Here is a 12206-nt window from a genome sequence, read left to right on the forward strand (position 1 = left end):
GCACCGGCGGGACCATCATTACCAGTGCCACGGCCATGGCGGAACCCCTTGTCCACCCCGGCTCCATCGTCACGGCAGGGACTCAACACGGCCCCGGTCACAGCCGGAGCCCAGCTCCGGGCGCTGTGGCCCGGGCCGGGGGCGCCCGGTGATGAGCCCGACGTCGGGCCCGAGCGGTTACGGCGGCGTAGCCGCAGTGGCCGCCACGGTCATTCGTTAGCGGCGGTGACGAGGCCGGTGCTGCCGTTGACCGTAACGCGTTGCCCGGCAGTCAGCACAGTGGTGGCGTTACGGGTTCCCATGACCGCCGGGATGCCGTATTCGCGGGCCACGATGGCGGCATGTGAGGCGGTCCCGCCGGCGTCGACGACGACGGCGGCGGCACGCTGGAAGAGTGGTGTCCAGGACGGGTTCGTGTAGGGGCAGACGAGGATTTCCCCGCTCCGCAGTTCGCCGAAGTCTGCCGGTCCATGGATGATGCGGACGGCCCCCGTGGCGGTGCCGCGGCTGGCTCCGGTCCCGCCAACGAGCGCGCCGGGGCCGGGTGTCCGGTCCGCGAACAGGGCGTCCAGATCCACCACCGGAATCCCGGCCAGTTCCTGGCGCTTTGCGGCCCGGGCGAGGACGGCTGCGCGGAGGCGGTTGCGGTCTTCGGCCGGGAGGGTGCCGGCATCGTTGACGGCGCGGAGTTCTTCAAAGCGCAGGTGGAAGACGTCCGTGGCCTCGTCGAGGACTCCCGCGGCCCGCAGCCGTGCGCCGAGTTCCAGCAATGCCCGGCGCAGCGGCGGCAGCAGCATGGTGGCGTAAAAGTGGGTGTCTTCACGGAACGCCATGCCGGCCTTGGACCCGTCGACCGCGGCGAAGACCTGCCGGCGCAGCCACGGAATGCGAAGGGCCGGGTGGCTGCTGAGTTCCCGAAGGGCCTGGCCGGTCTGGTCGGTGCTTGGGCCCTTGTTCCCAAGCAGAACCTTCACCAGCCCCAGGACCACCTCCGGGGTCTCGGACCAGGTCGGTGAGCTGCTCAGAACCACGCTGGTGGATTCGCGGTGTCCGTACTCCGTGAGGAAATCGCCGAGGGCCCTGGTGAAGTCCGCGTGCCGGGGGTCGCCGCCCAGGCGCGGCAGCAGCTCAGCCGGCGGCACCTGGCCGAACAGGCGCCGCAGGTCTTCGTCGGAGCGGACCCTGCCGGCGAGGTGTTCGAGTTCCCGGTTCGCGTCGCCGGTGCGGGTGGGGGCGCCGGCGATCAGCGCCGGGCCGAGCCGCTGCTTTCCCAGGAGCAGCAGCAGCGGCCAGAGCCTGAGCTGCGCGAGCAGCAGTCCTGGCAGGTAGGACACCCGCAGTGCCGTGATCGGCCCGAATGCGTCGAAGATCCGCTGGACGTGGGCAATGACCTGCTGCCAGGAAAGCTGCCGCGGATCGACGCGGTTGAGCCGGCCGGCCTCGTCCAGGAACGCGGTGAAACGCGCGTCGTCCTTCCAGCGGGAAAGTTTGTAGCGCCTGGCCCGGGCGATGACCAATACCGGGGCCGCGAGCAGCTTCAGCGTCGGGAGCGGCACCGGCGGGACGAGTGCGATGACGACCCCGTCTTGTTCGGGGAGCACCTGGGCGCGGGAGGGGAAGACGACGCCGACGCTCGCGGTCATCCCGCGGAGCATGACCAGCACTGCGTGCTCCAGCCAGCCGGACACGTCCAGCGGGTAGGGGCGTTGGTTGAACATTTCGGCGTAAAACGGGCCCAGTTTCTTTTGGAAGGCATTGAGCCGGGCCGGTTCGGCGGGCAGCGCCGTCATCGGCCGGGCCTGCAGCAGGAACACCCGGCTGCCGGCCACAGCCCATTCCATGTCCTGCGGCGTTCCGAAGCGTGCCCCGGCCCGCCGCGATATCCCGGCGAGGGTGGCCAGCTGCCGTTTCGTCAGGGACGGACCGATTCGTGGCTCGCCGGGAGTCTCCACGGTGCCTCCGCCAGGGGCTGGGCGGACGAGGGTCTCGTGACCGCCCGGCGTCCATTGCCGGAGGTGGCCGCGGCGGGTGAGAATGTAGCGTTCAGGGGTCACCAGCCCGGAGACCACGGCTTCGCCCAGGCCCGGGCTGGCGTCCAGGACAATGCAATCCCGGCGCCCGGTGACCGGGTCGGCGCTGAACATCACACCGGCAACCTCGGCGTCGACCATGGCCTGGACAACTACGGCTATGGACACGTCTTCCGGCAGGATGCTGCGGCGGGTGCGGTAGGAGATGGCCCGGTCCGTCCAAAGGGACGCCCAGCAGCATTCCACCGCCCTGATCAGGGCGTCCTCCGCCACGATGTTCAGGAAAGTGTCCTGTTGGCCCGCGAACGCGGCCCCTGGCAGGTCCTCGGCGGTGGCACTGGACCGGACCGCGACCGCCCCTCCGCCATGCCGGCGGTACGCGGCCAGGATCGTGGCGCGCAAGGCAGCCGGCATTCGTGCGGCGGCGAACGCCTCCCGGATCCTGGACCCCTCGGCCCCGGCCTGAAGCAGCCCGGCAAGCGTTGTCCCCAGGCCCGTCTCCTCCAGCATGGCGGTGTAGGCGGACGTGGTGACGATGAAACCGGCCGGCACCGGGAACCGGCCCCGGACAAGTTCACCAAGGTTGGCACCCTTCCCGCCGGCCAGGGCCACGTCCGCGGCCCCGAAGTCCGCCAGAGGCCGTACCAGCGGCGCAGGGGAGCCGTACCTGGTCCCGCTCGAGGATCGCGTTTTACCAGTGGCCCGTTGCTTCCGGCGCCGTCGAACCCATGTGCCCATACCGGGAGTATCGCAGATCACCGGGCCTTGCCGCCGGGTGTCGGACGGGCCAGAATGATCAGCATGACAGCGTCCGGAGCAACGGCGCGTGACAAGAGGTTGGCGGCCCTCGGGACCGCGGTGTTCGCCGTCGCCCCCGCGACAGTTGCAGGTCTGATTCCCTGGCTGGTGACGCGCTGGAGGGTGCAACAGCCGGTGCCGGGCGGACTGCCGGCGCAATGCGCGGGCGTCCTGCTGATCGGCGCCGGCGCAGCGGTGATCACTAATTCCGTTGTGCGGTTCGCCCTTGAGGGAGTCGGAACCCCGGCCCCTTTTGCCCCGCCGAAACACTTAGTGGTTGGCGGGTTTTACAGGTTCGTGCGGAACCCCATGTACGTGGCCATTGGCGCCGCGGTCACCGGACAGGGCCTCGTGCTTGGCCAGCCGAAGGTGTTCGGCCTCGCTGCGCTGGGAGCCGTCCCGGTGGTGGCCTTCGTCAGGTTTTATGAGGAGCCCACGCTGGCGCGCAAATTCGGCGTCGACTATGACGTCTACTGTAAAAACGTCCCGCGGTGGGTGCCGCGGCGACCCCATGGCGGCAGGGCTAATCCAGCGGCAGCGTGATCGTCACACACGTTCCTGTCGCGGCGGACGAATCGATCGTCATCTCACCGCCCTCAGTGCCTACGGCGAGGCGCAGGAGGCGCAACCCCATGCCGCTATGCCTGCCAGTGCTGGCGGTGCGCACATCGAAGCCGCCGCCGTCGTCGGTGACTTTGAGTTGAACGGCGTGGCTGACGCAGCCCAGGCGGACTGTCACCGCTGATGCTGCAGCGAATTTGTAGATGTTGCTGAGGAGCTCCTGCGCCGCACGGTACAGCAGTATTGCCGACTTCTCGTCTACTTCCATCCCGTGGTGCGGAGTCTCCAGGCGCACCGTTGTTCCGCTCTCACGCAGCGGCAAGGTGATGCGGTAGATTGCTCCGGCGACACCAAGGGCATGAAAATCGACAGGGTGTGTATCGGTAAGAACGCCACGTACGGCGACTACTTCGTCGCTTAGTAGTGATTTCATGCTCCTACTGTGCGCTTGCGTCCTTGGCTTTTTCTTTAGAGCCGATCGGCCGGCCGCGGGAGTGCGGTCCTTCCGGGCCGCACTCCCGCCTTCCGGCTCGAGGATCAGTGCTTCCTGAACGCGCCCTTGATCTTTTCGCCGGCCTGCTTCAGATCGGCCCGGAAGTGGCGGCCCTTGTCCTCGCCCCTGAGGCGGCTGTTGCCGATGGCCCCGCCGGATGCTTCCTTGCCCCTGCCGTGGAGTTTCCCGGCAGCGTTATGGATCCTGTCACCCCAACCCATGATGGTCCTCCTTTGTCCGCGGCCCCGTGCGGCGTGGATGCCGTAGAAACCGACATCTAATTGTAGGGACGGACCAGCCATAAAGGCACCTGTCCGTTCCTCAGGGGATGTACAGGCCACGGCTTAGAAGAAAATTTCCAGTACCCAACGGCCCCTTGTGGTGCACGCACATACACGATAGTTTTTTGAGCTCGGGCGGCGCGAAGCCCTCCCTGCATCAGGGATGGTTCCGACGGCGGCCGGGACACGGCAGCGCTCCGGAACCGGACCGGCCGGGGACGCCTGGGCGACGGGTGTGGCTCCGACCAGAGTGCAACTGGGAGCAGAGCACTCCCGGCAGATGGGTGACACCTACATCGGCGACGGCAGCAGTACCGTCCGGTAAATTTCACCTCTTCACCCGGCCGGGACCGGGACTGAAGGGGCCGGTCAGTCAGCCCGAAGGGGGAGATCTGATGAGTGAAGTAGTGGATCGTCTGGCGGCGGCGATGAACGCGCATGATCTCGAAGCGGCAGCAGCGCTGTTCCACGAGGAGTACCGCAGCGAGCAGCCTGCCCATCCCGGCCGGGCCTTTGTCGGCCGGGCCCAGATGCACGCGAACTGGGCGGCCATGTTCGCCGGGATTCCTGATTTCCAGGCGGAATTGATCCGCTCCGTCGACGACGGGAACACCACCTGGACCGAGTGGTCCTGGTCCGGTCATCGCACCGACGGGAAGCCGTTCCAGGTCCGCGGGATGGCCCTTTTCGAACTGAAGGGCAACCTGATCACGGCCGGCAGGCTGTATATGGAGGACGTCGAACACGAGGCCGCGGGAATCGAGGAGGCGGTGGAGGCCCTGTCCGGGCGCCGGCCGGACCATGCCGGGGACTGAAGTTCCTGCGCGAACAGGCAGCGCGCCGGCGGCCGAACTGACGTGTACCCGGCACCGGAAGCTCCTGGCCTCCGCAGGCGTCCACGGGCTCCAGCGGAGATTCGACGCGCTGCGCATCGCTGGAACCCGGCCCGACGCCGGCGGGCCGGGTGGGCGCTTGCGCTCGCCGCCACTGTCCTGACGGTCCTGATCCACATCGGGCCCGGTTATTGCCGCCCACCTGAGCGCGCTCACGCACCGACGATGAACGCCGAACGGATGGCTGGCCGGCACTGGGCCGGCTGGGGTCACTTCCGTAGTCAGGCCACCAGCGGCGTGCTCAGCGGAGTGCGTTTTAGGATTTTGACCTTTGCGTGGTGCCGGAGTTCGCGCCGGCGGCGGGTCTGGTCGTGGAGGGTTCCGGGGAGCGGGATGCCGGCCATCGTGGTGCCGGTCATGGGGGTGCCGGGGAGCGGGGGCGCGGTGGAGGAGTAGGTATGGCCGGTGGGGGTGGTGAGTTCGAGGGTGTGTCTCGGCCCGGGCCTGGGCTGCGCGGCCCAGCCGGGGATTTCCTTGGTGTGGTTGCAGGCTTCGCAGAGCGAGGAGCCGTTGGCGTGGCCGGTGGCGCCGCCGCGGTGCCAGGGGATGATGTGGTCCAGGTGCCGGATCGGGGCGTCGCAGTACGGGGTGCGGCAGGTGTCGTCCCGGGCGGTCAGGAAGCGGCGCAGCCCGGCCGGGAAGAGCCTGGCCCGGGAGTCCAGGGCCAGCAGGTCCCCGGTCCCCGGGGCGGTGTAGAGCCGCCGCAGCCAGAGGGCGAACGCCGGCGGGGAACCGCCACTGGCCGTGCCGCCGCCGTCGGCCTTGACAGATGTGCCGGAGCCCGTTGCCCCGCCACCGGCCGCGCCGTCGCGGGCCGGGGCGGGGGTGAGGAGGGTCCGGGCCCAGGCGGCGGGGACGATGCCGTAGCCGGGGAGCCGGGCCGGTTCGCTGTCGCCCTGGAACAGGGTCCGGTCGGTCATGACGAGCTGGATCTGGACCCCGGTGATCCCGCCGGGGGTCCCGGTGACCCGCTCCACCAGGGCATCGGCCATGAGCTGCCCGCGGGAGCGGGGGTCCCCGCCGGAGCGCAGGGCCCCGGCGTGCCCGGTCAGGGCCGTGTAGACCGCGACGCCCTCCCGGGCCGGGAGCAGCGCGGTCAGGTACGTCATGGTGTCCGGTGCCGGGCGGAGGCTGACGTGCCGGTCCGTGGCGGCATGGGCGGCCCGGTCCGCGACCGGGCGCGGATCCCTCCGGTACGCCGCGGCGCGGGCCGCGGCCGTGACGGCCCGGTCCCCGGCGCCGGCGAACGTGCCGGTGTCCGCGGCGAGCTCCCCGTCGACCGCGGCCCGGTCCGCGGCGGACAGGCACGCCGTTTCCCGGACCAGCAAGGTCGCGCGCCATTCGTTCAGGTCCCCGGCGGCCAGCGCGGCCAGCGTCCGCGGCATCTCCGCCACCAGGGCCTTCGCCAGGCCCAGCAGCCGGCCGCCGCGGGACGGGGATTCCCGCCGGGACAGGGCGATCTGCGCCCCGACGCCTTTCCCCAGCTCCGCGACGGGCACCCCCTGATCACGCTGGGCCCGGCGTTCCAGGGCATCGAAGGCCACGGCGATCCGGGCCTGCGCCGCGGCCGCGGCGGACTTCACATCCTCCAGCTCCCGCAACTGGGCAATCATCCCGGCCCCGTCCCCGCACGGCCGGACAGCAGCCAGGGAGCCGGCCAGGCTTCTGACCGCCATACCTTCCGTTACTGCCGGAGCCGCATCCGGCTCCCTATTGCCGTTCATGAACCAAGTCAAGCAGGCACCTCCGACAGTAAGAGACCCATGTCACGGTGGCGGAGAAAAAGGGGCCACGGGCAACGACCGACAGCCCGCCGGACCTGCCCGACGCGATTTGTCAGGGGTCCGGCGGGCTGTCCGGCCGCGGCTCCTCGCACGGCGTCGGGACCCCCTCGGTCGGGGCGGCCCCGGCGGCTTAGCCGGAGCTTTTTTGCTACTTGTAGACGCGGACCCAGTCGACCTGCATCTGCGAGGCCTTGGTGGCCGAGCCATCAGGGAACCAGTCCAGCTGCAGTGTCTGGTGCATGCCGACAGAAGGCTGATGCGCCGGGTTCGTGTCGGTGAAGGTCTTCTTGCCGTCCACGAAGCCGGTGATGCCGGCCGGGGTCCACTCCACGGCGTAGTTGTGCCACTGAGTGCTGTCCACGGGATTTGCCGCCGTGGTCTGGAAGTTCGATCCGCCACCGCAGGAGTAGTGCAGGAAGAACTTCATCATGGTGGTGTCTTGGCTGCCCTCGGCGTAGTCGATCTCGGCACAGTTCGCAGACGCATTGTTATTGGGCCAGAGGATCACGACGGGGTGGTATTTCGGGTCCCGTGCGCTGGTTTTCATGCGCGTTTCCCAGCGGCCGTACTTCTGCTGCGCGAACTTTGCCGACATGCCGCCGGTGGTACCAGCGGTGTCGCCCTTGACCGTGGCTGAGCCGTTGGCAACGGACCAGGCGGCGGGGCTGCGGACACCCTTGCCTGCATGCCCGGCGCCCTTGAAGACGCTCCATTTCGTGGCGTCGGGTGCGCCGGTGTTCGAGAACTCGTCGCCGGCCAGGACCGGACCCCAGCCGAAGGTGGTGGCTGCCTGCGTGCCGTCACCCGCAGTCGCGGCTGCCGCTGCGGCGGCGACCGGTGCAGCAGGGGCTGCCGGTGCGGCGGCGACCGGTGCGGCAGGGGCTGCCGCTGCGGCGGCGACCGGTGCGGCAGGGGCTGCCGGCACCGGTGCTGCGGCGGCGGGGGCGGCGGGGGCAACCGCCGTGGCGGCGGCTGGGTTGCCCGGCGTCGCGCCTGACACGGCGTCGCCCGGCGTCGCGCCCTCAACTGGGGCGTCCGTTGCCGGTGTCTGCGTTGCCTCCCTGGGTGCGGCGCCGGTTGAAGCGGCGGCCTTATCGGAGCCCGGGGTGGGGGCGTCCGGCGCCGGGACAGTTTCGGCTGAAGATGCCGAATCGGAAGGCGCTGAGGTGCGGCCGGACGCCGGGGGAGCTGCGGCCCCGGGGGTCGTGGAGGCGGCGCTGCATCCAGTCAGTGACAGAGCGCCCATGGTCATTACGATGGCTATTTTCTTAAACAAAAGACCTCTTCGGGCGTAGGACACACGCGGCCGACAGGCACAACTGAGGTGCCGACGAGTGCGTGAAGCTTCTTTCGCCCCCGTCACTGGGGACGGAGCGAGCAGGCGCCGGTTGGCGCAGCGGGGCCCGATACTCTGGCCTCCGGGGCCCTGCATTCGGGCCCAGCCTTGCGGCCAGCCGCCCACGTTACCTGATCGTGACCTTTGCCCGCAAGCACACGACGTCGTGGCGGGCCGGACCTTCGTGGGTCCCGAAACCGCCGTGCCGACTTCGGCAGGCTGCCCGGAGGGGAAAGAATGGTCGGGTGAGCGACGCCGGCGATTTCATCGATTCCTCCCTCCAGCGCGAGGGCGACTGGTACCGGGCCGAAGCGGCGCAGGCCCGCCTGGGAAGCGAGCTGCAGGGAAGCGGGCTGCGGTTCTACGGCGCCTCGGTCGGAGCCGTGCGGGGAACGGTCCGCGATGTCCTGCGCCGCTACCGGGGTCTGTCGCACGACGACGTTACGGCGCTCAGCTCGGAGCTGTGGTCGGTGCCGGTATTCGAGCGTCGCCTGGCGGCAGTCGTCCTGCTGCAGTCCAGCCTCGGGCTGCTCACCAACTCCGATCTGACCCGGATCGAGGGGTTCGTCCGGCAGGCCCGGCTGCGGGCGCTCGTCGACCCGCTCGCCGTCGAGGTGGTGGGGCCCTTGATCGAAGGCCTCGACACGCTGGGCAGGGTGCGGGCGGACGGCGTGCTGGACCGGTGGGTGCGGGAGCCCGACGCCTGGCTGCGCCGTGCCGCCCTGCTGTCCCCGCTCCTGGCGTTCGGGGCGGGGGCGGGGGACTGGGACGGCTTCGTCCGCCGTGCCCGGGCTGTCCTCGCGGAGCCGCCGGAGCAAGGGCGCGACGGCGCGGTGGTCCGGGAGGCGATCTCCCGGGTGCTCCAGGATCTGGCGACGAAAAGACCGGAGCTCCAGTTCCCGTCCGCGGACGTGTGACGCGGGGAGAGTGACGCAAGAGTTCAGTGTTTACCGTGACCGGCGGGCACCGGCTGGGCGAATGACTTCGCCGCACGGGATCCTGCCATGGCGGTCGCGGCTATCGTGACGAGGGCTCCCAGGAGCAGGGCGGCGTCCTCTCCGGGCAGCAGTACGTGCAGTTGGGTGCCGATGCTTGCCGCCGCGACCGGTACGCCCAGTTGCGCAGCCGAGAGAACTCCCAGCGGCAGGGGGAGCCCCAGCGCCCTCAAGCCGGCGTGGAGCAGGACCGTGCCAATCCCCAGGGACAGGCCCAACGCGATCATGTCCGGGTGGCCGGCGAGGTCGCGGAGGTTCAGGGAGGCGCCGAGCCAGACCAAGAAGACCGGCCCCAGGAAACCGTCGCTGACGGCGAAAAGCTGGCGGGCCAGCCGTCTGGGTTCGCCGACCGCGGCCACCACCAGGCCAAAGGAAAAGCCTGCCAGCATCACTGACACGTGTCCGAAGGTGGCCACCCCCGCCAGCGCGAAGAGCAGGGACAGCTGGACCCTGAGCTCCAGGGCAAACTTGCGGTCTTCCGAGAGCTGGTGCACGCGCTGGCGGGTGCCGCTGCGCTCCGCCGAGCGCAGGACGAAAAAGAGCACAGCGGCGCACGCCGCCACCGCGAGTGCTCCCAGCGCGGCGCGGCCGGCGTTCGGCGGATCCACGGCCAGCGGCAGCGCCACGATGCAGGCGATGTCGGCGATGGCCACCTGTGCTGTCATGGCCACCACGGACGGCCCGCCCAGACGCAGGGAATCAACAATCGGGAGGACCAAGGCAGCGGACGAGGACGCCAGCAATACCACGTACAGGGGAGCGTGCCCTGTGCCGAAAGCCAAGCCCATCCCGGTTCCGATGACGGCAGCCGCGATCGCCGCAGCGATGGCCTGGCCGAAGCCCTTACCGAGAGCGGAGCGGATCTGCGGATCCCTGAGCGGCACATGGGATCCTGCCACGAACATCATCAGGGCAAAACCCATGTTCGCCAGAAGGCTGAACGTGGGATCTTCCGAATCGACCAGGGAAAGCCCCGTCCGCCCGATCACGATGCCTGCCAGCAGCTCGCCCAGGACCACCGGCAGCCGCCAGCGCACCGGCAGGGCGAGCAGGGGGCCGGCGAGGGCGACGGCGGCGATCAGCGCCAGGGACAGGAACGTCACCGCGCGCCCGGCCTGGCCGGAACCTGGGTCCCCGGATCGGCCAGTTTGACGGGGATGGGCGTGTTCTCGTCCGTCAGATAGGACGCGCAGACCCGGTGGTACCCGTCCGCGATCTGCGCTGCGACGCCGGCGTTCATGTTTCCCCGGACCAGCAGCACCGGGGACAGCTTTTTTCCGGTGGCGATCTTGGCCAGATCCGCGGCGACGTGGGCGTTTTGCGGCGTAAGGAGCGGCAGCCCGGAGGCGCGCAGAATGTCTTTCGCGAGCTGGTGCGTCACCGGGGCGTTGCGCATGGACTGCACGATTAGGGCTGCATTGATGGCGTCGGTCAGCAGCGCAAGGTATCTCTCCGCGGCCGGGTAGTCATGCTCCTCGGGCTCCGGGAGCCAGATAACTGATGCCGCGTCATCACTTTTCCTGGAGTCTTTGGCCATGGAATGAGCCTAATCCCGTCCCGTCCAACAAGCGCTCGACCGCAGGCTTTACCCGCCGGGCCGGCGTTCCACCACTGCGTAGGCCCTGCCGTCGAGGAACTCCCAGTCCGTGACCACCATGAACCCCAGGGCGTCCACCCGGTCGTTGAGGACGTGGACGTCAAAGCCGCCGTCCCGGGGTTCGGCGTCCCACGTCCCTACGCGGACTTCCTTTCCCTCCAGGATCAACAGCTCGGTATTGACGTCAAAGTCCTCCTGCGGCTGACTGCTCAGCTGACAGATGGCGACACAGGGGCTGGTCATGTCGGGCCTCCGCTTCGGGGACAGGCTGATGGCATCATCATATGCCTGGGGCCCTACCATCCCGAGAGGGAACGGCCGGCCAGAACCGCCCGGCCGTTACCTGAATGTGACAATGGGCCGTCTTCCCCGTACGGTGGATAAGTGCCTGTTGTCTCCGATACGGGCACTCCCCAGCCGATTGCCTAACTCTGCCGCGGCCCGGGGCATCTCGTACCAAACGTCCGGCAGAGACGGGGAAACCACTTTTGATCTGCTGTTACGCAGGTCTTGGGGTGAAGCCGCACGGCCCGCAACTGCGGGCCCGAGTGCGGCCGGGTGCCTCCCATCCGAATCCGACAGCTCACCTCGCAGGCATTGGGAGAGGCTACATTCATGTCTTCAAGCACGACCAATTCCAACCGCTTCACCACCCGCACCAAGCGCAACGCCGGCATCATCGGCCGCCAGGCCGCCGTCATCGCCGCCGCCTCCGGTCTCGTCCTCAGCGGCGCCATGGCCGCCAACGCCGCAGAGGTGCCCGCGGAACGCAACCCGGTGCCGGCGTCGTCCGTTGACGTCAAGGGCCAGCTCGGCGCGCCCCTTACCGCCGATGCCGGCGTGCAGATCAGCTTCGAGCGTCCGGCTGTGGCCTCCACGCCGGCTCCGGTCATCGAACAGCCCAAGCCCGTGGCAGCCGCTGCTCCTGCCGCCGTCGTGGCCCAGGCCCCCGCAGCTCCCAAGGCCGCGGTGAACGTCCAGGCAGCACCGGCCCCCGCCGCTGCTCCGGCAGCTGCTCCTGCCGCCGCCGGACGAGGCGCGGCCATGCTCGCCGCGGCCTACGGCCAGCTGGGCATCACGCAGGACTGCACCGCCATGGTGGAGAAGGCGCTCGGCGCCGCCGGCAAGCCGGTCGGTGACCTCGGCCCCCAGCAGTTCCTGAGCCAGGGCACCGTTGTGGCAACGCCCGCCCCCGGTGACATGGTGGTCCAGAGCGGCCACGTGGGCATCTACGCCGGCAACGGCCAGGTCATCAGCGGCGGCATGAACTACGTCAACGCCACCGTGGTCCACCCGCTGTCCTGGCTGACCGCCACCGGCGGTGTGACCTTCGTCCGCGCCTAAGCGACCGAGGCAAAGCTCCTGAGCCAACGCGCCTGAGCCCTGTGGATGAAGCCCGGTGATCAGCTGCCTTGGGGGCGGCTGATTGCGGGCTGGG

The 12206-nt window shown here is 69.5% G+C and carries 12 protein-coding genes and 1 riboswitch; of the genes, 4 read left to right on the top strand and 8 right to left on the bottom strand.

All coding sequences use genetic code 11. The features are described 5' to 3' along the window. Positions 1–209: 209 nt before the first annotated feature. The gene (locus ACQCSZ_RS07425) at positions 210–2768 is read right to left on the bottom strand and encodes a PEP/pyruvate-binding domain-containing protein (RefSeq protein ID WP_427007392.1); all 2559 of its coding nucleotides are present in this window, start codon (positions 2766–2768) and stop codon (positions 210–212) included. Positions 2769–2831: 63 nt separating this feature from the next. Between ACQCSZ_RS07425 and ACQCSZ_RS07430 the strand changes: the two genes are divergently transcribed. Further along, positions 2832–3371, top strand: a complete 540-nt coding sequence (locus tag ACQCSZ_RS07430; protein WP_427007393.1) for a methyltransferase family protein — start codon at positions 2832–2834, stop codon at positions 3369–3371. On the opposite strand, the gene ACQCSZ_RS07435 is transcribed toward ACQCSZ_RS07430, so the two are convergent. Both ACQCSZ_RS07435 and ACQCSZ_RS07440 read right to left on the bottom strand, forming a co-directional pair. Beyond that, positions 3352–3822 (bottom strand): sensor histidine kinase, encoded by a 471-nt coding sequence (locus ACQCSZ_RS07435; RefSeq protein WP_427007394.1) that lies wholly within the window; start codon positions 3820–3822, stop codon positions 3352–3354. The genes ACQCSZ_RS07430 and ACQCSZ_RS07435 overlap by 20 nt on opposite strands. 104 nt (positions 3823–3926) lie before the next feature. Next, complete coding sequence (locus tag ACQCSZ_RS07440) at positions 3927–4103, bottom strand: CsbD family protein (RefSeq protein ID WP_427007395.1); 177 nt, start codon at positions 4101–4103, stop codon at positions 3927–3929. A 455-nt stretch (positions 4104–4558) separates the two neighbouring features. On the opposite strand from ACQCSZ_RS07440, the gene ACQCSZ_RS07445 reads away from it, so the two are divergent. Then, the gene (locus ACQCSZ_RS07445) at positions 4559–4978 is read left to right on the top strand and encodes a nuclear transport factor 2 family protein (RefSeq protein WP_427007396.1); all 420 of its coding nucleotides are present in this window, start codon (positions 4559–4561) and stop codon (positions 4976–4978) included. Between the two features lie 299 nt (positions 4979–5277). Here ACQCSZ_RS07445 and ACQCSZ_RS07450 read toward each other — a convergent pair whose 3' ends face one another. Both ACQCSZ_RS07450 and ACQCSZ_RS07455 read right to left on the bottom strand, forming a co-directional pair. Beyond that, the gene (locus ACQCSZ_RS07450; protein WP_427007397.1) at positions 5278–6732 is read right to left on the bottom strand and encodes a DUF222 domain-containing protein; all 1455 of its coding nucleotides are present in this window, start codon (positions 6730–6732) and stop codon (positions 5278–5280) included. A 256-nt stretch (positions 6733–6988) separates the two neighbouring features. Continuing rightward, positions 6989–8092: a family 16 glycosylhydrolase gene (locus tag ACQCSZ_RS07455; protein ID WP_427007398.1), complete on the bottom strand. Its 1104-nt coding sequence runs from the start codon at positions 8090–8092 to the stop codon at positions 6989–6991. A gap of 329 nt (positions 8093–8421) precedes the next feature. On the opposite strand from ACQCSZ_RS07455, the gene ACQCSZ_RS07460 reads away from it, so the two are divergent. Continuing rightward, on the top strand, positions 8422–9093 hold the full coding sequence (locus ACQCSZ_RS07460; protein ID WP_427007399.1) for a DNA alkylation repair protein: 672 nt from the start codon (positions 8422–8424) through the stop codon (positions 9091–9093). A gap of 23 nt (positions 9094–9116) precedes the next feature. Here the strand turns inward: ACQCSZ_RS07460 and ACQCSZ_RS07465 are convergent, their stop codons facing one another. From ACQCSZ_RS07465 to ACQCSZ_RS07475, 3 genes are read right to left on the bottom strand one after another with little or no spacing between them, the layout of a single operon-like run. Continuing rightward, entirely contained in the window at positions 9117–10274 is a 1158-nt protein-coding gene (locus ACQCSZ_RS07465; RefSeq protein ID WP_427007400.1) for a cation:proton antiporter, read from the bottom strand. Further along, entirely contained in the window at positions 10271–10708 is a 438-nt protein-coding gene (locus ACQCSZ_RS07470; protein ID WP_427007401.1) for a hypothetical protein, read from the bottom strand. Before ACQCSZ_RS07470 ends, ACQCSZ_RS07465 begins: the two co-directional genes overlap by 4 nt. A gap of 48 nt (positions 10709–10756) precedes the next feature. Next, the gene (locus ACQCSZ_RS07475; RefSeq protein ID WP_427007402.1) at positions 10757–11011 is read right to left on the bottom strand and encodes a hypothetical protein; all 255 of its coding nucleotides are present in this window, start codon (positions 11009–11011) and stop codon (positions 10757–10759) included. A 201-nt stretch (positions 11012–11212) separates the two neighbouring features. After that, positions 11213–11379, top strand: a riboswitch (cyclic di-AMP (ydaO/yuaA leader). A 4-nt stretch (positions 11380–11383) separates the two neighbouring features. Here ACQCSZ_RS07475 and ACQCSZ_RS07480 point away from each other — a divergent pair. After that, positions 11384–12112 (top strand): hypothetical protein, encoded by a 729-nt coding sequence (locus tag ACQCSZ_RS07480; protein ID WP_427007403.1) that lies wholly within the window; start codon positions 11384–11386, stop codon positions 12110–12112. Positions 12113–12206 lie beyond the last annotated feature (94 nt).

This window comes from Pseudarthrobacter sp. H2, from assembly GCF_050157045.1.
Taxonomy (GTDB): domain Bacteria; phylum Actinomycetota; class Actinomycetes; order Actinomycetales; family Micrococcaceae; genus Arthrobacter.